Here is a 22,811-nt window from a genome sequence, read left to right as displayed (position 1 = left end):
CTCACGCCGGGCCGGTGACCGCGGCGAGCAGGGCGTCGTCGAGCGGCCGGTCGGCGTAGACCAGCCGGACGGCGTCCGGGTCGGGGTTGCCGGCGTCCGGGCCGCGCCAGACCAGCGACAACCCGGCCCGCTCGGCCCGGCCGCGGGAGCGCTCGTTGTGCTCGAGCAGGGAGGCGACGACCGGGCGGTCCGGCGCGACGGCGTGCGCGGCGTCCAGGGCGGCGGTCACCAGCTCGGCGGCCAGGCCGTGGCCCCACGCCGGCGGGGTGAAGCGGTAGTAGAGGTTCCACCACGACCGCCCGGGCGGGCAGGCGCAGCCGCCGGTGCCCACCACCTGCCCCGGCCGCAGTCCCGGGACGTCGGCGTCCTCCCGCAGGCGGGCGGTCCAGTAGCCCAGCCCCGCGTGCCCCCAGTCCTCGAGCGAGTGCCCGATCCGGGTGGCCACCTCCTCGGGCGAGGTCACCCGGCCCGAGGGCAGGTGCGCCCACGTACCGGGGTCGCTCAGCAGGGCGAGGTGCTCGTCGGCGTCGGCCGAGGCGACGGCGTCCAGCCGCAGCCGCGCCGTCGTCACCGAGGTCAGGTCCCCGCTCCTCACGACCACGCGTCGTCCCGGCGGCCGGCACCGACCACCCGCAGCACGAGCTCGCCGGCCTCGTCGGAGGCGGCGAGGTCGACCTCGGCGTCGATGCCCCAGTCGTGGTCGCCGGCCGGGTCGTCGACGATCTGCCGGACCCGCCACACGCCGGGGGCCGAGCGGTCCCACACCAGCAGGCCGGGGCCGCGCGCGTCGGCGCCGGTTCCCACCTCGTCGTGCTCGGCGAAGTAGGCCCGCACCACCTCGCCCCAGCGCTCGGCGTCCCAGCCGGAGCCGGCGTCGAGCTCGCCGAGGTCGTACCAGCGCCGCCGCGCCCACAGCTGCACGCGGGAGAACAGGGCGTTCCGGACCATCGCGGTGAACGCCCGCTCGTTACCGGTCAGCGGGCGCGCCCGGGCCGGGACGGCGACCGGCTCGTCGAGCGGCTGGTCCGGGCTGGTCAGCTGCTCCCACTCGTCGAGCAGGCTCGAGTCGACCTGCCGGACGAGCTCGCCGAGCCACTCGACGACGTCGGTGACCTCCTCGGTGCGCGCCGCGGCCGGGACGCCGGAGCGCAGCGCCTTCACCGCGTCGGACAGGTAGCGCAGCACCGCGCCCTCGGAACGGGTCAGGCCGTAGGCGGAGACGAACTCGCGGAACGTCATCGCCCGCTCCCACATCTCGCGGACCACCGCCTTCGGCGAGGGGTGCGCGTCGCGGGCCCACGGGTTGCTGCGGACGTAGACGTCGAAGGCGTGCTCGAGCAGCTCCTCCAGCGGCTTCGGGTAGGTGACGTCCTCGAGCAGCTCGATGCGCTCCTCGTACTCGATGCCCTCGGCCTTCATCTGCGCGACCGCCTCGCCGCGCGCCTTGTTGGCCTGGGCGGCGAGCACCTGCCGCGGGTCGTCGAGGGTGGCCTCCAGGACGCTGACGACGTCGAGGGCGAAGGTGTCCGAGTCGGGGTCGAGCAGGTCGACGGCGGCCAGCGCGAACGTCGACAGCGGCTGGTTGAGCGCGAAGTCCGGCGGCAGGTCGACCGTCAGCCGGTAGCGGCGGCCGTCGGGCTCCGGCTCGGGCAGCCGCTCGAGCACGCCGGCCTGCAGCAGCGAGCGGGCGATGCCGATCGCCTCGCGGACGTGCCGCAGCTGCCGCTTGCGCGGCTCGTGGTTGTCGGTGAGCAGCCGTCGCATGGCCCGGAACGGGTCGCCGGGCCGGTCGACGACGTCGAGCAGCATCGCGGTGGTCACGCGGAAGGAGCTCGACAGGGGCTCGGGCTCGGCGGCGACCAGGCGCTCCATGGTCGCCTTCGACCACGGCACCATCCCCTCGGGCGCCTTCTTCCGCACCAGCTTGCGGCGCTTCTTCGCGTCGTCGGCGACCTTGGCGAACTGGCGCAGGTTCTCCACCTCGTGCTCGGGCGCCTGGACGACGACGGTGCCCGCGGTGTCGTACCCGGCGCGGCCGGCGCGCCCGGCGATCTGGTGGAACTCGCGGGCGTTGAGCAGCCGGGTGCGGGTGCCGTCGTACTTGCTCAGCGCGGAGAACACGACGGTGCGGATGGGCACGTTGATGCCCACGCCGAGGGTGTCGGTGCCGCAGATGACCTTGAGCAGGCCGGCCTGGGCGAGGGTCTCCACCAGCCGCCGGTAGCGGGGCAGCATCCCGGCGTGGTGGACGCCGATGCCGTGACGCACCAGCCGCGACAGCGTCTGCCCGAACGCGGAGGTGAACCGGAAGCCGCCGATGGCCTCGGCGATGGCCGCCTTCTCCTCCTTGGAGCAGACGTTGACGCTCATCAGCGCCTGCGCCCGCTCCAGGGCCTGCGCCTGGGTGAAGTGGACGACGTAGACCGGCGCCTGCCGGGTGTCGAGCAGCTCCTGGATCGTCTCGTGCGCCGGCGTCGTGGCGTACCAGTGGTGCAGCGGCACCGGCCGCTCGGCGGAGGCGACCAGCGCCGTCGGCCGGCCCGTGCGGCGGGTGAGGTCCTCGCGCAGCCGGGTGGTGTCGCCCAGCGTCGCGCTCATCAGCAGGAACTGCGCGCGGGGCAGCTCCAGCAGCGGCACCTGCCAGGCCCAGCCGCGGTCGGGGTCGCCGTAGAAGTGGAACTCGTCCATGACGACGAGGCCGATGTCGGCGTCTGTGCCCTCGCGCAGCGCGGTGTTGGCCAGCACCTCGGCGGTGCAGGCGATGATCGGCGCGTCCCGGTTGACGCTCGCGTCACCGGTGAGCATGCCGACGTTGGCCGCGCCGAAGACGCCGCACAGCGCGAAGAACTTCTCGCTGACCAGGGCTTTGATCGGCGCGGTGTACCAGCTGCGCCGGCCGGCGGCGAGCGCCGCGTACTGCGCGCCGGTGGCCACCAGCGACTTGCCCGATCCGGTCGGCGTCGCCAGGACGACGTTGGCACCGCTGACCAGCTCGATCAGCGCCTCCTCCTGGTGCGGGTACAGCGGCGTGCCGCCCGCCTCCGCCCAGGCGGCGAAGGCGGTGAACAGCTCGTCGGCGTCGTCACCGCGCGCCTGCAGGGCGGCGAGGTCGCCGGGGTCGTCGAGGAGAGGGAGGGGAGCCGTCCCCGCCGTCGTGGAGGTCGTCATCGTGGGGGACAGCGTTCCCGACGGCCGCGACCTTCCCGGCGGGGCACCGGCAGGTCACGGAACGGCAACGACCGGTCCAGCCGGCGTGTGCGGTGGCCGAACTCGGGAGACAAGGTGAACAATGGGTTAACGGGAGGTGGATGCGACGATGCGTGTAGAGGAACGACCGCTGATCCGGTGGGTGCCCGTGGTGGACCGGCACGGCCACCGGCACCTGGAGATGCGCTGGGACGCCGCCGCGCTGGGCGCGCCGGCCGAGACCATGCGGCCGGGCCGCAGCGCCTGACGTCCGGTCGGGTTCCGCAGCCGGGTGCACGGGTAGGCGGACGGCGACGCCGCGCGGGGAGACCACCCGCCGTGTCGCCGTCCGCCTGTCCGTGCACCGAGGAGAACCCGTGTCGTCACCCCGCCCCGAGTCCCAGCCCGAGCAGTCCCAGAGCACGCCCGGCACGCTGGGCGAGATGGACCCCAAGCCCGACCACGGCGAGGAGAGCTACCGCGGGTCGGGGAAGCTGACCGGCAAGGCCGCCGTCATCACCGGTGGCGACAGCGGCATCGGCCGCGCGGTCGCCATCGCCTTCGCCCGCGAGGGCGCCGACGTCCTCATCTCCTACCTGGACGAGCACGAGGACGCCGAGGACACGAAGAAGTACGTCGAGGAGGCCGGCCGCAGGTGCGTGCTGGTGCCCGGCGACATCTCCGACCGGGCGCACGCGAAGACGATCGTCCCGAAGGCCGTCGAGGAGTTCGGCAAGGTCGACGTCCTGGTGAACAACGCCGCCTTCCAGATGACCCACGAGACGCTGGAGGAGGTCCCCGACGAGGAGTGGGACCACACCCTCGCCACCAACCTCACGGCGATGTTCGTGCTCTGCAAGGACGCGGTCCCGCACATGCCCTCGGGCGGGTCGATCATCAACTCGTCGTCGGTGAACTCCGACATGCCCAGCCCGAGCCTGGCGCCCTACGCGATGACCAAGGCCGCCATCGCCAACTTCACCGCCAGCCTCGCGCAGATGTACGCCGAGAAGGGCATCCGGGCCAACAGCGTCGCGCCGGGCCCGGTGTGGACGCCGCTGATCCCGGCGACCATGCCCGAGGAGAAGGTGGCCAGCTTCGGCCAGCAGGTGCCGCTGGGTCGCGCCGCGCAGCCGGCCGAGCTCGCGCCGGTGTACGTGCTGCTGGCCAGCGACGAGGCGTCCTACGTGTCGGGCGCGCGGGTCGCGGTGACCGGCGGCAACCCGATCCTCTAGGCGGGTCCCGCGATGATCAGGTGACCTGGTCCCCGGGCGTCCTCCCGCACGTCCCACCGTGCGGGAGGACGCCCGGGGATCAGGTCACCTGATCGTGGCGGAGGGGTTGCCCGCGTCAGGCGGTGACGCGCTCGACGTCGAAGACGCCGTCGACGTTGCGCACCGCCTGCAGCACCGCTCCGAGGTGCGCGGGGTCGGCCAGCTCGAAGGTGAACCGGCTGACCGCCACCCGGTCGCGGCTGGTCTGCACCGACGCCGACAGGATGTTCACCCGCTCGTCGGCCAGCGCCTTGGTGACGTCGGAGAGCAGCCGGTGCCGGTCGAGCGCCTCGACCTGGATCGCCACGAGGAACACCGACCCGGGGTGGCTGGCCCACTCGACCTCGACCAGCCGCTCGCTCTTGCGGCGCAGGTCGGCGGCGTTGGTGCAGTCGGTGCGGTGCACGCTGACCCCGCCGCCGCGGGTGACGAAGCCCAGGATGTCGTCGCCGGGCACCGGGGTGCAGCACCGGGCGAGCTTGGCCCAGACGTCGCTCATCCCGTGCACGACGACGCCCGGGTCGCCGCTGCCGGTGCGCCGGTGCACCGCCCGGCGGGTGGGGATCGCGGTCTCGGCGATGTCCTCGACCGCGCCCTCGGCGCCGCCCAGGGCGGTCATCAGCTTGTCGACGACCGACGCCGCCGAGATCTGGCTCTCCCCCACCGCGGCGTAGAGCGATGTGACGTCGGCGTAGCGCAGGTCCTTGGCCAGCGTGGCCAGCGCGTCCCCGCCGAGCAGCCGCTGCAGCGGCAGCCCGGCCTTGCGCATGGCCCGGGTCAGCGCCTCCTTGCCGGCCTCGACGGCGTCGTCGCGCCGCTCCTTGGTGAACCACTGCCGGATCTTGGTGCGCGCCCGGGAGGAGCCGACGAACCCCAGCCAGTCCTTCGACGGGCCGGCCGTGGGCGAGCGGGAGGTGAAGATCTCCACGACGTCGCCGTTGGACAGCTTGCTGTCCAGGCTGACCAGCGCCCCGTTGACCCGGGCGCCGATGCAGCGGTGGCCGACCTCGGTGTGCACCGCGTAGGCGAAGTCGACCGGCGTGGCCCCGCCGGGCAGGCTGACGACGTCGCCCTTGGGCGTGAAGACGAAGACCTCCTGCGGCCCGAGGTCGTAGCGCAGGGTCTCGAGGAACTCGCCGGGCTCCTGGGCCTCGCGCTGCCAGTCGAGCAGCTGGCGCAGCCACAGCATGTCGTCGGGGGTGCCGACCTTGCTGGCGCCGAACTCGCCCGGGCCCGGCCGCCCGCCGGTGCGGGCCTTCTCCTTGTACTTCCAGTGCGCGGCGATGCCGTACTCGGCGGTGCGGTGCATGTCGTGCGTGCGGATCTGCAGCTCGACGGGCTTGCCGTGCGGGCCGATCACCGTCGTGTGCAGCGACTGGTACATGTTGAACTTCGGCATCGCGACGAAGTCCTTGAACCGCCCGGGCACCGGCTGCCAGTGCGCGTGCATGATCCCCAGCGCCGCGTAGCAGTCGCGGACGGTGTCGACCAGGATCCGGATGCCGACCAGGTCCCAGATGTCGGTGAAGTCCCGGCCGCGGACGATCATCTTCTGGTAGATCGAGTAGTAGTGCTTGGGCCGGCCGGTGACGACCGCCTCGATCCGGGCCGCCTTGAGCTGCTCGGTGACCGCGGTGGTGACCTCGGCGAGGTAGGTGTCGCGCGAGGGGGCCCGCTCGGCCACCAGCCGGACGATCTCGTCGTAGCGCTTGGGGTAGAGCGTGGCGAACGCGAGGTCCTCGAGCTCCCACTTGATGGTGTTCATGCCCAGCCGGTGGGCCAGCGGGGCGAGGATCTCCAGCGTCTCGCGCGCCTTCTTCTCCTGCTTCTCCGGCGGGAGGAAGCGCAGCGTGCGCATGTTGTGCAGCCGGTCGGCGAGCTTGATGACCAGCACCCGCGGGTCGCGGGCCATCGCGACGATCATCTTGCGGATCGTCTCGGCCTGGGCGGCGTCGCCGAGCTTCACCTTGTCGATCTTGGTGACGCCGTCGACGAGGTGGGCGACCTCCGGGCCGAAGTCGGCGCTGATCGCCTCGAGCGTCTTGCCGGTGTCCTCGACCGTGTCGTGCAGCAGCGCGGCCACCAGCGTGGTGGTGTCCATGCCCAGGCCGGCCAGGACGGTGGCCACGGCCAGCGGGTGGGTGATGTAGGGGTCGCCGCTCTTGCGCTTCTGGCTGGCGTGCGCGGCCTCGGCGACGTCGTAGGCGCGCTGCAGCAGCGCGAGGTCGGCCTTGGGGTGGCTCTGCCGGTGCAGGGCGGCCAGCGGCTCGAGGACCGGGCGGACGACGCCGCTGCGCTGCCCGGCGACGATCCGGCGGGCCAGCCGGTCGCGGACGCGCCGTGGTCGCGGGGCCCCGGTCCCGCCCTCCTCCGGCGGCTCGCTGCCGACGTCGTCGGGGCGGCGGACCAGCGGCCGGCCCGGCAGGGGGGCGGTCTGCTCCGGGTCCTGGACCGTCGGGGCCGGGGTGTCCTGCGCGGCGGGGGCCACCTGCCCGGGCGGTACCGGGCCGCCGGGCTGGTCGGGCCGCGCGCCAGCCACGCGGGTGGCGGGCGCGTCGGGGGCCACGGGACTCCTGCCGGCAGACGAGGGAGGACCTCTCCCATGCTAACCGGGAGAGGTCACGGAACGGCCTCCGCAGGGCCGGACCTCCCCCCTAGGCGGTCCACAGCGCGTGCACGGCGTGCGGCACCAGCCGCTCGCGGCCCCCGAGGGCGGTCAGCTCGACGACCACCGACACCGCGGTGACGACGCCGCCGAGCTCCTCGACCAGCGCGACCGACGCCGCGAGCGTGCCGCCGGTGGCCAGCACGTCGTCGACCAGCAGCACCCGCTGCCCGCGCCGCAGGGAGTCGGTGTGCATCTCGACGGTGGCGGTGCCGTACTCCAGCGCGTAGTCGGCCCGGACGCACTCGCGCGGCAGCTTGCCGGCCTTGCGCACGGGCACCACGCCGACGCCGGCGCGCAGCGCCACCGCCGCGGCGAGCAGGAAGCCGCGGGCCTCGACGCCGACCACGACGTCGAAGCCGGGGTCGCCCGGGACACCGTCGTCGGCGTGCGCCACCGCGGCCGCCCGCGGGTCCTCCAGCGCCGGCGCGGCCAGACCCTCCACCACCCGGCGGAAGGCCGGGCCGTCGGCGAAGACCGGCGTCAGGTCCCGGAACAGGACCCCCGGCGCCGGGAAGTCCGGGACGTCGACGGACAGCCCGGCGATGAGCTCGTCGAGCGGCTCGGTACCGGTCACCGCCGCTTCTTGGTGCCCGGGCGCTGCGGGCGCTGACCCGGGCGCGGGGCCGCCGTCGCCCCGTGCGGCCGGCGGGGGGCCTCCGGACCCACCGACGCCGGGGACTCCACCACCACGTCGGCCCGCGCGGGACCGAGCGTGTCGACGTCACGCTCGGCGAGCGCCACCCCGCCCCGCGGCGCGGCCCGGCGGTTGCGCCGGGCGCTGGCCACCGGGCCGGCGGCGGCGCGGCCGCCGGACCGGGCGGCGGCCGACCGGCGGGCGAGCACCCGGCGGCGCAGCGCCTGCACCCCGGGCTCGCGGTCCTTGAGGTCGGCGACGATCGGGGTGGCGAGGAAGATCGACGAGTAGGCGCCGGCGGCGAGGCCGACGAACAGCACCAGCGCGAGGTCCTTGAGGGTCCCGACGCCGAGCAGCCCCGCGCCGACGAACAGCAGGCCGGCGACCGGCAGCAGCGCGATCACCGAGGTGTTGATCGAGCGCATGAGCGTCTGGTTGACCGCCAGGTTCGCCGCCTCGCCCCAGGTCATGCGGGCGGAGCGCTCGAGGTCGCGGGTGTTCTCGTCGACCTTGTCGAAGACGACGACGGTGTCGTAGAGGGAGAACCCGAGGATGGTCAGCAGGCCGATGACCGTCGACGGCGTGACCTCGAACCCGATCAGCGAGTAGACGCCGGCGGTGACGACGAGGTCGTGCAGCAGGGCGACGATCGCGCCCACCGCCATCTTCGGCTGGAACCGGATGGCGAGGAACGCGATGACCGCGACCAGGAAGACCGCCAGCGCCAGCAGCGCCTGGTCGGTGATGTCCTGGCCCCACTCGGCGCTCACCGACTCGGGGCTGACCTCGTCCGGCGCGATCCCCGCGGCGTCGGCGACCGCGTCGACGACCGCGCGCTCGCCGTCGTTGTCGAGGCCACCGGTGCGCAGCAGAACCGTGTTGCCGCCGACCACCTGCGCCGAGGCGACGTCGGCGCCGGCGTCGGTGGCCGCCTCGCGGACGTCGGCGAGCTGCTCGGTGCCGCCGGGCAGCCGGAAGCTGTTGCCGCCGGCGAAGTCGATGCCGAAGTTGAAGCCGCGGAACAGCATCGAGGCGATGCAGACCAGCACGACGACGGCGGTGACCTTGTAGATCAGCCGGCTGTGGCCGACGACGTCGAGGCCGGCCTCGCCGTTGTAGAGCCGGTGCGCCAGCGACGCGCGGTGCGGCGGGCGGACGGTACGCCCGTCGCCCTCGGCGGGCAGCCCGGCCTCGGCGAGCGCCTCGTCGTCGGCGGCCGCGGCGGCGTCCTCGACGGCGTCGGCACCGGCACCGCGGGCCTCGTCGGCCTCGGTGCCGACCGGCACCTCGTCGTCGCGGGTGGTGTCCCCGCGGGGGTCGCGGTCCTGCGGGCGGCTCATGCCTGGCTCCTGTCCTGGGGCGCGCGGGCACCGCTGCCGGCGCCGACCAGCTCGCGGTCGGCGGCGACGACGGGCGCGGCCGAGCGGCGCGAGCGGTCGACCCGGCCGAGGCCGGAGAAGCGGCTCCGGCCGAAGCCCGGGAAGCGGGCCAGCACCGCCATCAGCGGGTGGGTGAAGAGGAAGACGACGACCAGGTCGAGCACCGTGGACAGGCCCAGGGTGAACGCGAAGCCCTTCACGTCGCCGATGGCCAGCCAGTAGAGGATCGCCGCGGCGAGGAAGCTGACGGCGTCGGCCGAGAGGATGGTGCGGCGGGCGCGCACCCAGGCCCGCGGCACCGCCGAGCGCAGGCTGCGGCCCTCCCGGATCTCGTCCTTGAGCCGTTCGAAGTAGACGACGAAGGAGTCGGCGGTGATGCCGATCGCCACGATGAACCCGGCGATGCCGGCGAGGCTGAGGGTGAAGCCGATCTCGCGGCCCAGCAGCACCAGGCTGGCGTAGACGACGACCGCCGACAGCACCAGGCTCGCGATCATCACCAGGCCCAGCAGCCGGTAGTAGAGCAGCGCGTAGACGAACACCAGGGCGATGCCGATCGCCCCGGCGATCAGGCCGGCCCGCAGCTGCTCGGCACCCAGCTCGGTGGAGATCGACTGCGCGGTGGCCTGGGTGAAGGTCAGCGGCAGCGCGCCGTAGCGCAGCTGGTTGGCCAGCTCCTCGGCGCTCTCCTGGTCGAAGGAGCCGGTGATCGTGGTCTGCCCGTTGATGGCGCCCTGGATGGTGGGCGCCGAGACCACGCGGCCGTCGAGGGTGAACGCGACGTTCGTGCCGACGTTGGCGGCGGTGTACTCCGCCCAGGTGGCCCGGCCCTCGCTGTTGAAGTCCAGCAGCACGACCCACTCGCCGGTGGTCGGCTGCGTGCCGGCCGAGGCGTCGGCGATCTCGGTGCCCTCGATGATCGTCGGGCCGAGGAGGTACTTCTGCGTGCCGTCCTCGCTGCAGGCGGCGACGTGGTCGTCGGGACGGGCGACCTCGCTGGTCACGTCGTCGGGCGAGCAGGTCAGCGTGGCGTACTCCGCCGCCGCCTCCTCCTGCGTCACGGCCGGCCGGTCGGGGTCGAGCGCCGGGTCGCTGACGGCGCCGTCGGACGAGCTGGACTCCGCGGCCGCGGAGTCGGTGGGCGCGGCGGAGTCGGTCGGCGCGGCGGCGTCGCTCGGCGCGGCGGCGTCGCTCGGGGTGGCGGCGTCGCTCGGGGTGGCGCCGTCGGTGGGCGCCGCGGGGTCGGTGGTCTCGGCGAGGACCGCCGGCTCCGGGCCGGTGATCACCGGCCGGAACCGCAGCTGCGCGGTCTGGCCCAGCTCGCGCGCCTGCTCGCCGTCGTCACCGGGGACCGAGATGACGATGTTGGACTCGCCCTCGGTGACCACCTCGGCCTCGGCCACGCCGAGGCCGTTGACCCGCTGCTCGATGATCTGGCGGGCGAGCTCGAGGTCCTCGGGCGCGGGGGCCTGACCGTCGGGGGTGCGGGCGGTCAGCGTCACCGTCGTGCCGCCGCGCAGGTCGAGCCCGAGCTGCGGCGTGCGGTCGGTGCCGGTGAGGAAGATCAGGCCGTACATGACGGCGACGATCAGGATGAACGCGCCGAAGTACCGGCTCGCGGGCAGGGCGCGGTTGGCCACCGGACGCCCCGTCAGAGGGTCTTGCCGGTGGAGCCGTCACCGCGCCGGTCGTCCCGCGCGGTCTCGTCCACCGTGGGGTCGGCCACCGGGTCGACCGCCGGGTCCACGACCGTCTCCCCGGTGGCGACCGGGCCGGCGATCCCGCCGGCCGGCGGGCGCACCTGCAGGACCGCCTGGCGCGCGTAGGTGACGACGACGCCCGGGGCGATCTCGACCTGGACGGTCTCCGGGTCGCCGAGGCCGGCCACGGTGCCGTGGACACCCCCGGCCATGACCACCGGGACGCCGATCGCCAGCGCCGACTGCGTCTGGGTCTGCTGGCGCTTGCGGGCGCGCGCCGGCAGCACCACCAGGGCGACGAAGGCCAGCACGAGCAGGAGCAGGGGGAACAGTTCCACGACGGTGGTGCCTCTCTACCGCGTCGGGTGCACGCGGTCGGTGCGGCCCGGGTCGGGACCGCTCGGGTACGTCGGTCGAGGCGCACGGGGCCGGCCCCCGCCGACACCGGGTCGCGGAGCCGGGACCCGAACGGCCCGGCGAGGGGCCGACTTGCGCGCCAGCGCCGATCAGTCTAGGCGTCGAAGAGCGGTTCCGACGACGAACCCGGGTCACGCGCGGCGCCCGTGCTCCCTCCGAGGGGGATCCCGCCACGCGGCAGCGGGCGGCCGAGGTGCCGCCAGGCCGCCTCGGTGGCGACCCGCCCGCGGGGCGTGCGGGCCAGCAGCCCGGCGCGCACCAGGAACGGCTCGCACACCTCCTCGACGGTGTGCGGCTCCTCCCCCACCGCGACGGCGAGGGTGCTCACGCCCACGGGCCCGCCGGAGAACCGGGAGACCAGCGCGTCGAGCACCTCGCGGTCGAGCCGGTCGAGGCCGAGCTCGTCGACGTCGTAGAGCGCGAGCGCGGCCCGGGCGACCGCGCGGGTCACCCGCCCGTCGGCCTCGACCTCGGCGTAGTCGCGCACCCGGCGCAGCAGCCGGTTGGCGATGCGCGGCGTGCCGCGGGACCGGCGGGCGATCTCGGCCGAGCCGTCGGCGGTGAGCTCGACGCCGAGCAGGTCGGCGCTGCGGGCCAGCACCTGCTGCAGCTCGGCGGGCTCGTAGAACTCCATCTGCCCGACGAAGCCGAACCGGTCGCGCAGCGGGCCGGTGAGCAGGCCGGCCCGCGTGGTCGCCCCCACCAGGGTGAACGGGCTGATCTCCAGCGGGATGGCCGTGGCGCCGGGCCCCTTGCCGACGACGACGTCGACCCGGAAGTCCTCCATCGCCATGTACAGCAGTTCCTCGGCCGGCCGGGCGATGCGGTGGATCTCGTCGATGAACAGCACGTCGCCGGGGCCGAGGTTGGACAGCATCGCGGCGAGGTCGCCGGAGCGCTCGATCGCCGGGCCGCTGGTGATCTTCACCGAGGTGCCGAGCTCGGAGCCGATGATCAGCGCGAGGCTGGTCTTGCCGAGGCCGGGCGGGCCCGACAGCAGCACGTGGTCCGGCGGCCGGCCGCGGCGCTTGGCGCCCTCGAGGACGAGCGCGAGCTGGCGGGCGACCTTGGGCTGGCCGATGAAGTCGGGCAGCGAGTGCGGCCGCAGCGCCGACTCGACCACCCGCTCCTCGTCACCGGCCTGCGGCGAGACCCCGAAGTCGCGGCCGATGCCCGACTCCACCTCGCCGGTCAGCGACCGGTCGAACGGCGCGCTCACGATGCCTCCTGTTCGCTCCCGCGGGACGCTCCGCTCCTCGCTCGCCGGCGCTCGCTGCGATGCTCACGCCCCTGTCCGCTCACGATCGGCCCAGCAGCTGCAGCGCCTGGCGCAGCAGCAGCGCGACGTCGACCCGGCCGGTGCCGGTGAGCTGCTCGTCGGCGACCGGCGCGAGCGCGGTGACCGCGGTGTCGGCCTCGCGGCCGGACCAGCCCAGACCGACCAGGGCGGCGGTGAGCTGGTCGCGCCACGGCGCCACCGGGGCGACCGGGACGCCCCCGCCGGCCGGCGCCGGGCCGTCGAGCTGGGTGTCGGTGGTGGTGGAGCCCAGCCGGTCGCGCAGCTCGAGGATCAGCCGCTCGGCGCCCTTCTTGCCGATGCCCGGCACCTGGGTGAGCGCCTTGACGTCGGCCATCGACACCGCGCGGCGCACCTCCCGCGGCGGGTGGATGGCCAGCACCGCCTGGGCCAGCCGCGGGCCGACGCCGTTGGCGGTCTGCAGCAGCTCGAACAGCTGGCGCTCGTCGTCGTCGGCGAAGCCGTAGAGGGTGAGGGAGTCCTCGCGGACGACGAGACTGGTGGCCAGCCGGGCCTGCTCCCCCACCACGAGCCGGGCGATGGTGCCCGGGGTGCACTGCACCGCCAGGCCGACCCCGCCGACCTCGACCACCGCGCCGTCGGGCCCCACCGCGGCCACCCGGCCGTTCACACTCGCGATCACCGCGACACCCCCTGCCAGCGCGGCAGCGTGCGCTGCACCACCGGCGCGCCGATGCCACCGGCGATGGCGGCGCTGCGCAGCCGCTGCTGCGCCGGGCCGCGCCACACGTGGCAGACGGCCAGGGCCAGCGCGTCGGCGGCGTCGGCCGGCTTGGGGGCGGCCGAGAGGCCCAGCACCCGGGTGACCATGAGGGTGACCTGCTCCTTGTCCGCGCGGCCGTTGCCGGAGATGGCCGCCTTGACCTCGCTGGGCGTGTGCCAGGCGACCGGCCGGTCGGCCTGCGCCGCGGCCAGCGCCGCGACCCCGGCCGCCTGGGCGGTGCCGGTGGCGGTGCCCTTGTTGTTCTGGGTGAAGACCCGCTCGATGGCGACGACGTCGGGCCGGTGCTCGCGCAGCAGCGCGGTCACCTGGGTGTGCAGCTCCAGCAGCCGCAGCTCCAGGTCGAGGTCGGCGGAGCTGCGGATCACGCCCACCCCGACGGCCTGCGGGCGGGCGCCGGGGCGGCCGTCGACCACGCCCCACCCGCACCGGGTCAGCCCCGGGTCGATGCCGAGCACCCGCACCTGCGCCTCCCGATCACCGAACTGGTGTTCGACCGAGGCTAACCGCCCGCTGCGACGAGCGGGCGCGACACGCGGCCGGTTCAGCCCACCTTCTCGAGCACCTCGTCGGAGACGTCGTAGTTCGCGTACACGTTCTGCACGTCGTCGCAGTCCTCGAGGGCGTCGATGAGCCGGAACACCTTGCCGGCGCCCTCCTCGTCGAGCTCGACGGTGACGCTGGGGACGAAGCCGGCCTCGGCGGAGTCGTAGTCGATGCCGGCGTCCTGCAGGGCGGTGCGCACGGCCACCAGGTCGGTGGGCTCGCTGACCACCTCGAGGGTGTCGCCGAGGTCGCGGACCTCCTCGGCGCCGGCGTCGAGGACGGCCAGCAGCACGCTGTCCTCGTCGACGCCGTCGGACTTGGGGACGACGACCACGCCCTTGCGGCTGAACAGGTAGGACACCGAGCCCGGGTCGGCCATGGAACCGCCGTTGCGGGTCATCGCGGTGCGCACCTCGGACGCCGACCGGTTGCGGTTGTCGGTGAGGCACTCGACGAGGACCGCGACGCCGCCGGCCGCATAGCCCTCGTAGGTGATCGACTGGTACTCGACACCGCCGGCCTCGGCGCCCGAGCCGCGCTTGACCGCGCGGTCGATGTTGTCGTTGGGGACCGAGGACTTCTTCGCCTTCTGGATGGCGTCGTAGAGCGTCGGGTTGCCCGCGGGGTCACCGCCGCCGGTCCGGGCCGCGACCTCGATGTTCTTGATCAGCTTGGCGAACAGCTTGCCGCGCTTGGCGTCGATCGCGGCCTTCTTGTGCTTGGTGGTCGCCCACTTGGAATGGCCGCTCACGGCTGTCCTCCTCGTCCGGGCGCCCGGCACCGGCACCCGGGCGCACCCGTCGATCCTACCGGCGCCGGCCGTGGCCCCCGTCCGCCCTCAGGGTCCGGCCGCCCGCCGCGAGCTCCAGGTCAGCAGCCGTTCCAGCGGGCCGCGGCCCAGCTGCCAGCGCCACACCGATGCCAGCAGCACGGCGCTCAGGCTGAAGCGCGCCCACTGCCCCCAGCTCTCGCCGTAGCCGACGTCGAGCACCGCGATGGCCACGATCTGGGCGGTGTAGACCGACAGCGCCAGCGCGCCCACCGACGCCAGCGGCCAGGTCAGCCGCGGCAGCAGGTCGGCGAGGACCAGGCACAGCCCGACGACGGCCACCGCGACCCCGCCGGAGCCGACCACCTCGAACGTCGTGGCGCTGTGCGGCTGGGCACCGCTGAGCCACGCGGGGTCCCACTCCCCCGGGACGCCGAAGCCGTCCTCGATCCCGGCCAGCCGCTGTCCGGGCGCGAACGCCCGGGTGCTCAGCAGGCCGCCGGCGTAGCCCAGGACCGCCGCGGCCGTCCCGCCGGCGACCAGGCCGGCCCGCACCCGGGCGGCGCGCAGGTCGAGCCGGCCGACCGCGAGCCCGACCAGCACGAAGGCCAGCCAGACCGCCGCCGGGTAGTAGCCGGTGACCAGCAGGAAGGCGAAGGCGTTGCCCTCCTCGCCTCGGTCGGTGGCGTACCGCCCGACCGCGAGCGCCAGCGGCGGGCCGACCACGGCGACGACGGCGGCGGCCGACAGCAGCCGCGCCGGCGACCAGCGCAGGAACGGCAGGGCCAGCACGAACAGTACCGCGTAGACGCCGAGGATGATCGCGACGAACGTGTCGAGCAGCTCCAGGACGCCGCCGATGGCGAACACCCACGCGGCGCGGACGAGGACGCGCGTGCGGGCCCGGGCCAGGTCCGCCCCGGTCGACGGGGTGCGCCCGCCGGACAGCAGCGCGAGAGAGACCCCGGCCAGCGTGGCGAACAGGATCGACGAGCGGCCGTCGACCACCGCCCGCCAGGTGGCCGGGTCCCAGCCGAGCTCCCCGGTGTCGCCCAGGTGCGCGGCGAACATCCCCAGGACGGCGATCCCGCGGGCGAGGTCGACGCCGCGCAGCCGCCCCCCGGACACCACCCGGGGGACGGCGGGCGCGCGGGTGCCGCCGACCTCGTCCTGCCGTGCCGTCACCGGGTCGACGCCTCGCCGCGCGCTCAGCCGCGCGGCGTGCCGGCGGCGGCCGGGACGGCGTCGAGGCCGTCCTCGACGTCGAAGAAGCGCGGCAGCGGGCGGTCGGCGTGCAGCCGCAGCAGCCGGGGCAGCCGGCGCAGCCGCAGCAGGTGGGTGTCGCGGACGGCGTCGTTGTAGAACCGGCGGGCCAGGGCCATGCGGGCGTCGGCCTCGGCGACCGCGGCCAGGCACGCCGTCGGGATGCCGGGGACCTCGCGGGGCAGAGCGCGCAGCTCGCGGCCGAGGGCGTTCTCGGCCAGCTCGCGGTCGCCCGCCAGCGGGTCGTGGGCGTCGTGCGCGGCCGCCTTCAGGCGGGTGGCGCGGTCCTCACCCAGCGCGGCGGAGTGGTCGGAGGCCAGGTCGGCGGCGAGCGCCGCGCGCTGCCGCAGCCGACCGTCGAGGACCGTCCACGCGCGCGCCACCCGGGTCTCCAGGCGCCGCAGCCGGGTGAGCGTCCAGGCCGTCCAGGCCAGCAGGAGCGCGACGACGCCGACGGCGAGGAGCAGCCAGGCGTCGGGCGTCATGCTGGCCCACGCTAGCGGCGGACGCGCCTGCGCAGGGACGGGAACACCCCGTCGGCCGCGGCGAGCTCGTCGTCGTCGGCGGCGGTCACCCCGCCGGCGCCGGGCAGCGCCACGGTCTCGTAGACGGCGAGCACCCGGCGGGCCACCGCCTGCCAGTCGTAGCCGGCCGCCGCCTCCCGCCCGGCCGCCGACAGCGCCGCACGGCGGGCCGGGTCGGCGAGCAGGTCCGACAGCGCCCGGGCCAGCGCGGCGACGTCCCCGCGGCGGACCAGCACGCCGGCCGCGCCGTCCTCGAGGACCCGCGCGAACGCGTCGAGGTCGCTGGCCACGATCGGTGCGCCGGCGGCCATCGCCTCGATGAGCACGACGCCGAAGCTCTCGCCGAGCAGGTTGGGCGCGCAGTAGACGTCGACCGAGCGCAGGAACGCGCCCTTGTCGGCCTCCGACAGCTCGCCGAGCAGCGCCACCGACGGGCGCAGGTCCTCCCCCACCGCGTCGCGCAGGGCGTCGGGGTCGCCGCGGCCGGCGATGAGCAGCCGCGCGCCGGGGTGCTCGCGGACGACGGCGCGCATCGCCTCGAGCAGCACCGGCAGGCCCTTGCGCGGCTCGTCGTAGCGGCCGAGGAAGCCGATGGTGGGGCCGTCGACGCCGCGGGCGGTGCCGGGCAGGGGCGGCCCCTCGGCGAAGGCGGCCACGTGCACGCCGTTGGGGATGATCACCGCGTCGCCGCCGAGGTGCTCGACCTGCAGCCGGCGGGCGAAGTCGGAGACGGCGATCCGGCCGCTGATCCGCTCCAGCCACGGTCGCACCACCGGCCCCCAGGCGGCCAGCCACTTCGACCGGACGGTGGCGGCGTGGAAGGTGGCCACGATCGGCCCCTTGGCGATCATGCAGACCAGCAGGCCGATCGACGGCGGCGCGGGGTCGTGCACGTGGACGACGTCGAAGCGCCCGTCGCGCAGCCACCGGCGCACCCGGGACGCCGACACCGGCCCGAACTGCACGCTGGCCATCGAGCCGTTGTAGGGGATGGGCACGGTGCGCCCGGCGAAGGTGAGCCAGGGGTCGGTCAGCGACTCCTCGCGCTCGGCGGGCGTGAGCACGCCGACGGTGTGCCCGAGCCCGAGCAGCGTCTCGGCGAGGTCGCGCACGTGGTACTGCACCCCGCCGGGCACGTCCCACTGGTAGGGGCAGACCAGGCCGATGCGCATCAGCCGCGCTCCGGCGCCGGCGGGTCCGGCGGCACGTCGGCCCAGATGCGCCCCAGCACGTGCCAGTCCTCGGGCTGCCGGGCGATCGCGCCGGTGAAGGCGTCGGCCACGCCCTGCATCGCCGTCGCCACCCGGCCGCGCAGCCGCGCGCCGCCGTCGAGGGGGACCTCCGGGCACACCGCGTGCACCCAGCCGCGCCCGCTGAACCGGGAGACGACCGGGTGCAGGGCGGCCCCGGTGCGCGCGGCCAGCAGCGCGGGGCCGCCGGGCATGGTGGTGGGCCGGCCGAAGAACTCCACCGGCACGCCGCCGGGGCCGAGGTCGCGGTCGACGAGCAGGCACACCGACCGGCCGCCGGCGAGCCACTCGCGGAGCACGTCGGAGCTGGGCCGGGGCCCGCCGGTGAGCGGCACCACGCGGAAGCCGAGGGTCTCGCGGTAGGCGAGGAAGCGCTCGTAGAGCGACTCGGGGCGCAGCCGCTCGGCGACGGTCATGAACGGCCCGCCGAGCCAGTCGACGAACCACACGCCGGCGGCGTCCCAGTTGCCGCTGTGCGGCAGCGCGAGGACCACCGGCCGGCCCTGCGCCCGCGCCCGCTCGAGGTGCTCCTGCCCCTCCATGACGGTGTCGCGCAGCACGCGGGCGGGATCCAGGCGCGGCAGGCGGAAGGCCTCCTGCCAGTAGCGCGCGTAGGAGCGCAGCGCCCGGACGGTGAGCTCGTCGAGCGCCTCCTCGTCGAGCTTGCCGCCGGTGGCGACCCGCAGGTTGGCCCGCAGCTGCCGGGTGCCCCGGCCCCTGCGCCGGGCGGCGACGCGGGCGCCGGCGTCGAAGGCGCCGCGGGCCACCGGCTCGGGCAGCCACTGCACCGCGCGCCAGCCGGCCGCGTAGCCGAGGTCGGTGGCCCGGGCGCCGACCCGCGACGCGACCTGCGAGACGGCGGAGCCACGGCGGCCGCTCACGGGGCCGGCGCCGGCAGGGGCCGCCCGCGCGCACCCCGGTGGACGGCGACCACCCGCTGCCCGACCGTGATCGCGCCGCCGGCGACCAGCAGCCACAGCCCGACGTCGACGGCGTACGGGATGCCGAGCCCGGTCAGGCCGGTGCCGGTGAGCGCCAGGATCAGCCGCTCGGTGCGCTCGACCAGCCCGACGTCGCAGGGGATGCCCACGCCCTCGGCGCGCGCCTTGATGTAGCTGGTCAGCACCCCGAGGACCAGGCCGACGAGGGCCAGCAGCGCCAGCAGCCGGTCGTCACCGGCGCCGGTGAACCACCAGACCAGCGCCCCGAAGACGGCGGCGTCGACGGCGCGGTCGCAGGTGGAGTCCAGCACCGCGCCGAACGCCGACCCGCCGCCGCGGGCGCGGGCGAGGGCGCCGTCGAGCATGTCGAGCAGCACGAACAGCGTGACGGTGAACGCGCCCCAGAACAGCACGCCGTGCGCGATGAGCAGCACCGCGGCGGCGATCGCGCCCAGCGTCCCGGTGACGGTGACCGCGTCGGGGGTCACCCCCGCGCGGGCCAGCCGGGCCACCACCGGCGCCCAGAACCGGCCGACCGCCGCACGCGCCCCCTGGCCGAGCACGTCAGCTCCCCGGGACCGGCGCGGTCGCGCCCGGCCAGTGCTCGGCGAGCAGAGCCCGGGTCTCGGCGAGCACCTGCGGCAGCACCCGGGTCAGGCCGATCACCGGCATGAAGTTGGTGTCCCCGCCCCAGCGCGGCACCGCGTGCTGGTGCAGGTGGTCGGCGATGCCGGCGCCGGCCACCGAGCCCTGGTTCATGCCGATGTTGAACCCGTGGGCGCCGGTCACCTGCCGCACCACGCGCATCGCCGTCTGCGTGAACGCCCCGAACTCGGCGACCTCGGCGTCGGTGAGGTCGGTGTAGTCGGGCACGTGCCGGTACGGGACCACCATCAGGTGCCCGGCGTTGTACGGGTAGAGGTTGAGCACCGCGAAGACCGTGGCACCGCGCGCGACGACCAGCCCCTCCTCGTCCGGCATGGCCGGGATGAGGCAGAACGGGCAGTCGTGCTCGCCGGTGGGCTTGCCCGAGCCGCGGATGTAGGCCATCCGGTAGGGCGTCCACAGGTGCTCGAAGACGGTGGCCGGGCCGCCGTCGTCGCTGGAGACCGGGACGGAGAACCCGTCCGGTCCGGTGGTCACGGGCTCTCCAGCGGCGCGTCCGCGGTGGGGTCGACGTTGTGCCGCCCGGCCACCCAGGCGACGATCGCGTCGACGGCGTCGTCGACCGGCACGCCGTTGCGCTGGCTGCCGTCGCGGTAGCGGAAGGACACCGCGCCCGCCTCGGCGTCGGTGGCCCCGGCGATGAGCACGAAGGGCACCTTCTGCTTGCTGGCGTTGCGGATCTTCTTCTGCATGCGGTCGTCGGAGTCGTCGACGTCGACCCGGATGCCGCGCGCCCGCAGCTGCAGCGCGACGTCCTCGAGGTAGCCGACCTGGTCGTCGGTGACCGGGATGCCGACGACCTGCACCGGCGCCAGCCACGCGGGGAAGGCGCCGGCGTAGTGCTCGGTGAGGATGCCGAAGAACCGCTCGATGGAGCCGAACAGCGCGCGGTGCAGCATGACCGGCCGCTGGCGGGTGCCGTCGGCGGCGGTGTACTCCAGCGCGAACCGCTCGGGGAAGTTGAAGTCGACCTGCAGGGTCGACATCTGCCACGAGCGGCCGATGGCGTCGCGCGCCTGCACGGAGATCTTCGGCCCGTAGAACGCCGCGCCGCCCGGGTCGGGCACCAGCTCCAGCCCCGAGGCGTCGGCGGCCGCCTGCAGCGCCGCGGTCGCCTCCTCCCACTGCGCGCCCTCGCCGATGAACTTCGGCGAGTCGTCGCGGGTGGACAGCTCCAGGTAGAAGTCGTCGAGGCCGTAGTCGCGCAGCAGGCCGAGGACGAAGTCGAGCACCCCGCGGATCTCGCCGGCCATGTCCTCGCGGGTGGTGAAGATGTGCGAGTCGTCCATGGTCAGGCCGCGCACCCGGGTCAGCCCGTGCACCACCCCGGACTTCTCGTAGCGGTACACCGTGCCGAACTCGAACAGCCGCAGCGGCAGCTCGCGGTAGGACCGCCCGCGGCTGCGGTACACGAGGATGTGCATCGGGCAGTTCATCGGCTTGAGGTAGTAGTTCGCGCCCTCGAACTCCATGGGCGGGAACATCGTGTCCGCGTAGTACGGCAGGTGCCCGCTGGTGAGGAACAGGTCCTCCTTGGTGATGTGCGGGGTGTTGACGAAGGAGTAGCCGCCCTCCTCGTGCCGCCGGCGGCTGTAGTCCTCGAGCTCACGGCGGACGATCCCGCCCTTCGGGTGGAAGACCGCCAGCCCCGAGCCGATCTCGTCGGGGAAGCTGAACAGGTCCAGCTCGGCGCCGAGGCGGCGGTGGTCGCGGCGCTCGGCCTCGGCCAGGTGCTCCAGGTACCCCTTGTGCGCCTCGCGGCTCTCCCACGCGGTGCCGTACACCCGCTGCAGCTGCGGGTTCTTCTCGTCGCCGCGCCAGTAGGCGGCCGCCGAGCGGGTGAGGCTGAAGGCCGGGATGCCGCTGGTGCGCGGCAGGTGCGGGCCGCGGCACAGGTCGGTCCACACCCGCTCGCCGGTGCGCGCGTCGAGGTTGTCGTACATGGTCAGCTGCCCGCCGCCCACCTCGACGTCGGCGCCGTCGGCGGCCCCGCCCTTGAGGTCGATGAGCTCGAGCTTGTACGGCTCGTGCGCCAGCTCGGCGCGGGCCTCGTCCTCGGTGACCTCCCGGCGGGAGAACCGCTGGCCGGCCTTCACGATCTGCTGCATGCGCTTCTCCAGCGCCTGCAGGTCCTCCGGGGTGAAGGGCCGCTCGGGGTCGAAGTCGTAGTAGAAGCCGTTCTCCACCGGCGGGCCGATGCCCAGGCGGGTGCCCGGGAAGAGGTCCTGCACGGCCTGGGCGAGCACGTGCGCGGTGGAGTGGCGGATGACCGCGCGGCCCTCGGGGCTGGCGGCGACGACCGGCTCCACCTCGGCGTCGGCACCGGGGACCCAGGACAGGTCGCGCAGGTCGCCGGTGGCCAGGTCGCGGACGACGACGGCGCCGTCGGGGCCCTTGAGCGCGACCCCGGCGTCCTTGAGCGCCTGCTCGGCCGTGGTCCCGGCCGGCACCCGGATCGGGGTGGCAACGGCGGGGGGTGGCGCGGCGGACACGGGATCTCCTGGGGGTCGCTGGGCGGTTCGCGCGGCGTCCGCGCGGGCGCGGGCGTCGCGCAGGCCAGCGTATCGACCGCCGGGGCGCTCACCCGGCCGACTCGGCTCCCCCGCCGGCCGGCTGCACGGGATCACCGACCGCGACCGTCCCCGGCTGCGCCACCTCGGCGTAGACGCCCAGGCAGTGCTTCGGCAGCCGGGTGACCTCCAGCACGACCGACCCCAGCCGCAGCCGCCGGCCCACCCAGGTCCGCTCGTCGTCGCCGGCGGGCAGGTCGAGCACGAGGTTGGCCCGCGGGTCCTCGGCGCCGCAGCCGGCCGGGACGACGCCCGCGGCCGCGCGCTCCAGCGCCTGCCGGGAGACCAGGTGCACCGCCGCGGCGCCGTCGGGCCGGCCGGTCAGCGGCTCGATCCGCACCGGCCGCCCCAGCGCCGCGGACACGGCCGCGGCGTCGCGGTCGGGGATCCCGGTGGCGACGACGCCGGCGAGCTCCGGGGCGTCCTTGCCGCGCAGCACCCGCCCGTCGGCCTCCGCGACGGCGCCCGCCCGGTCACCGGCCAGCCCGGCGGGGCCGACGTCGGCCCGCGGCAGCGCCGTCCCCGCGCAGCCGCGCACCGGGTAGACCGAGATGGCCACGACCGTTCCCGCGCTCACGCGGGCCACGCTACGCAGACCGGGCGGCGGGGGTCCCCCGGCGGCGCAGCCGGCGCAGCTGCGCGTCGAGGTAGGGCCGGGCGCGGCGCTGGCCGCCGCGGTCGGCGATCGCCGCGGCCAGGTCGGCCAGCACCCGGGCGAGCCGCGCCTCGTCGGCGGGCCAGCCCCGGCGCAGGCACTCCTCCAGCCACTCGACCGGCGCGGTGTGCCCCCGCTCGCCGTTGCACCGGCGGCAGGCGGCGACCTCGTTCTCCAGCCACGACGGGCCGCCCTTGACCCGCGGCACGACGTGCTCGGTGGTCGCGGCGACCTGCCCGGTCAGCGCGCGGCCGCACCAGATGCACGTGGGGCCGTCCCGCTCCACGGCCGCGTCCAGGCGGGCGGCCCTGTCCAGTGCCATCCCCACCA

The 22,811-nt window shown here is 75.2% G+C and carries 21 protein-coding genes; 1 reads left to right on the top strand and 20 read right to left on the bottom strand.

Annotated elements, in window-relative coordinates:
* Position 1 precedes the first annotated feature (1 nt).
* Together ACI780_RS13480 and ACI780_RS13475 are read right to left on the bottom strand one after the other, a co-directional pair.
* Positions 2-595 (bottom strand): GNAT family N-acetyltransferase, encoded by a 594-nt coding sequence (locus tag ACI780_RS13480; RefSeq protein WP_457003444.1) that lies wholly within the window; start codon positions 593-595, stop codon positions 2-4.
* Positions 592-3,168: a DEAD/DEAH box helicase gene (locus ACI780_RS13475; RefSeq protein WP_457003442.1), complete on the bottom strand. Its 2,577-nt coding sequence runs from the start codon at positions 3,166-3,168 to the stop codon at positions 592-594. Before ACI780_RS13475 ends, ACI780_RS13480 begins: the two co-directional genes overlap by 4 nt.
* A gap of 395 nt (positions 3,169-3,563) precedes the next feature.
* Here ACI780_RS13475 and ACI780_RS13470 point away from each other — a divergent pair, with 395 nt between their 5' ends.
* A complete protein-coding gene (locus ACI780_RS13470) occupies positions 3,564-4,421 on the top strand; it encodes an SDR family oxidoreductase (protein ID WP_457003440.1) in 858 nt (285 codons plus the stop codon).
* Between the two features lie 115 nt (positions 4,422-4,536).
* On the opposite strand, the gene ACI780_RS13465 is transcribed toward ACI780_RS13470, so the two are convergent.
* The 18 genes from ACI780_RS13465 to ACI780_RS13380 all read right to left on the bottom strand — a co-directional run bounded on the left by ACI780_RS13465 (position 4,537) and on the right by ACI780_RS13380 (position 22,803).
* On the bottom strand, positions 4,537-7,026 hold the full coding sequence (locus ACI780_RS13465) for a RelA/SpoT family protein (protein WP_457003438.1): 2,490 nt from the start codon (positions 7,024-7,026) through the stop codon (positions 4,537-4,539).
* Between the two features lie 88 nt (positions 7,027-7,114).
* Positions 7,115-7,702: an adenine phosphoribosyltransferase gene (locus ACI780_RS13460; protein ID WP_456871454.1), complete on the bottom strand. Its 588-nt coding sequence runs from the start codon at positions 7,700-7,702 to the stop codon at positions 7,115-7,117.
* The gene (gene secF, locus ACI780_RS13455; RefSeq protein ID WP_457003435.1) at positions 7,699-9,102 is read right to left on the bottom strand and encodes a protein translocase subunit SecF; all 1,404 of its coding nucleotides are present in this window, start codon (positions 9,100-9,102) and stop codon (positions 7,699-7,701) included. The genes ACI780_RS13460 and secF overlap by 4 nt, the downstream gene beginning before the upstream one ends.
* A complete protein-coding gene (gene secD / locus ACI780_RS13450) occupies positions 9,099-10,781 on the bottom strand; it encodes a protein translocase subunit SecD (protein ID WP_457003433.1) in 1,683 nt (560 codons plus the stop codon). The genes secF and secD overlap by 4 nt, the downstream gene beginning before the upstream one ends.
* Before the next feature lie 11 nt (positions 10,782-10,792).
* Entirely contained in the window at positions 10,793-11,179 is a 387-nt protein-coding gene (locus ACI780_RS13445; RefSeq protein WP_456871451.1) for a preprotein translocase subunit YajC, read from the bottom strand.
* Positions 11,180-11,352: 173 nt separating this feature from the next.
* The gene (ruvB, locus tag ACI780_RS13440) at positions 11,353-12,477 is read right to left on the bottom strand and encodes a Holliday junction branch migration DNA helicase RuvB (protein WP_457003431.1); all 1,125 of its coding nucleotides are present in this window, start codon (positions 12,475-12,477) and stop codon (positions 11,353-11,355) included.
* A 79-nt stretch (positions 12,478-12,556) separates the two neighbouring features.
* Positions 12,557-13,198 carry a Holliday junction branch migration protein RuvA gene (gene ruvA / locus ACI780_RS13435; protein WP_456871449.1) on the bottom strand — a complete coding sequence of 214 codons (642 nt, stop codon included), beginning with the start codon at positions 13,196-13,198 and terminating at the stop codon, positions 12,557-12,559.
* Positions 13,195-13,761, bottom strand: a complete 567-nt coding sequence (gene ruvC / locus ACI780_RS13430; RefSeq protein ID WP_089404894.1) for a crossover junction endodeoxyribonuclease RuvC — start codon at positions 13,759-13,761, stop codon at positions 13,195-13,197. The genes ruvA and ruvC overlap by 4 nt, the downstream gene beginning before the upstream one ends.
* Positions 13,762-13,841: 80 nt before the next feature.
* Positions 13,842-14,594 (bottom strand): YebC/PmpR family DNA-binding transcriptional regulator, encoded by a 753-nt coding sequence (locus ACI780_RS13425; protein ID WP_456871447.1) that lies wholly within the window; start codon positions 14,592-14,594, stop codon positions 13,842-13,844.
* Positions 14,595-14,681: 87 nt separating this feature from the next.
* Entirely contained in the window at positions 14,682-15,797 is a 1,116-nt protein-coding gene (locus ACI780_RS13420; protein ID WP_456871446.1) for a heparan-alpha-glucosaminide N-acetyltransferase domain-containing protein, read from the bottom strand.
* Between the two features lie 23 nt (positions 15,798-15,820).
* Positions 15,821-16,360 (bottom strand): hypothetical protein, encoded by a 540-nt coding sequence (locus tag ACI780_RS13415; protein ID WP_456871445.1) that lies wholly within the window; start codon positions 16,358-16,360, stop codon positions 15,821-15,823.
* Positions 16,361-16,371: 11 nt separating this feature from the next.
* A complete protein-coding gene (locus ACI780_RS13410) occupies positions 16,372-17,571 on the bottom strand; it encodes a glycosyltransferase family 4 protein (protein WP_456871444.1) in 1,200 nt (399 codons plus the stop codon).
* Positions 17,571-18,530, bottom strand: a complete 960-nt coding sequence (locus tag ACI780_RS13405; RefSeq protein ID WP_457003427.1) for a phosphatidylinositol mannoside acyltransferase — start codon at positions 18,528-18,530, stop codon at positions 17,571-17,573. The genes ACI780_RS13410 and ACI780_RS13405 overlap by 1 nt, the downstream gene beginning before the upstream one ends.
* Positions 18,527-19,153, bottom strand: coding sequence for a phosphatidylinositol phosphate synthase (gene pgsA, locus ACI780_RS13400; protein WP_456871442.1), 627 nt, complete (start codon positions 19,151-19,153; stop codon positions 18,527-18,529). Before pgsA ends, ACI780_RS13405 begins: the two co-directional genes overlap by 4 nt.
* Before the next feature lies 1 nt (position 19,154).
* The gene (locus tag ACI780_RS13395; protein WP_457003424.1) at positions 19,155-19,733 is read right to left on the bottom strand and encodes an HIT family protein; all 579 of its coding nucleotides are present in this window, start codon (positions 19,731-19,733) and stop codon (positions 19,155-19,157) included.
* The gene (thrS, locus tag ACI780_RS13390) at positions 19,730-21,748 is read right to left on the bottom strand and encodes a threonine--tRNA ligase (protein WP_457003422.1); all 2,019 of its coding nucleotides are present in this window, start codon (positions 21,746-21,748) and stop codon (positions 19,730-19,732) included. The genes ACI780_RS13395 and thrS overlap by 4 nt, the downstream gene beginning before the upstream one ends.
* A gap of 88 nt (positions 21,749-21,836) precedes the next feature.
* Complete coding sequence (locus ACI780_RS13385; protein WP_456871439.1) at positions 21,837-22,403, bottom strand: MOSC N-terminal beta barrel domain-containing protein; 567 nt, start codon at positions 22,401-22,403, stop codon at positions 21,837-21,839.
* A 10-nt stretch (positions 22,404-22,413) separates the two neighbouring features.
* Positions 22,414-22,803 (bottom strand): HNH endonuclease, encoded by a 390-nt coding sequence (locus ACI780_RS13380; protein ID WP_456871438.1) that lies wholly within the window; start codon positions 22,801-22,803, stop codon positions 22,414-22,416.
* Between the last annotated feature and the right edge of the window lie 8 nt (positions 22,804-22,811).

This window comes from Geodermatophilus sp. SYSU D00814, from assembly GCF_054050055.1.
This window is presented reverse-complemented; position numbering and strand designations above follow the sequence as displayed.

Excerpts from the sequence above, each read along its gene's own strand:
- ACI780_RS13410 (WP_456871444.1), bottom strand. The coding sequence starts at position 17,571 with ATGCGCATCGGCCTGGTCTGCCCCTACCAGTGGGACGTGCCCGGCGGG.
- ACI780_RS13415 (WP_456871445.1), bottom strand. The coding sequence starts at position 16,360 with ATGACGCCCGACGCCTGGCTGCTCCTCGCCGTCGGCGTCGTCGCGCTC.
- ACI780_RS13380 (WP_456871438.1), bottom strand. The coding sequence starts at position 22,803 with ATGGCACTGGACAGGGCCGCCCGCCTGGACGCGGCCGTGGAGCGGGAC.
- ACI780_RS13475 (WP_457003442.1), bottom strand. The coding sequence starts at position 3,168 with ATGACGACCTCCACGACGGCGGGGACGGCTCCCCTCCCTCTCCTCGAC.
- secF (WP_457003435.1), bottom strand. The coding sequence starts at position 9,102 with ATGAGCCGCCCGCAGGACCGCGACCCCCGCGGGGACACCACCCGCGAC.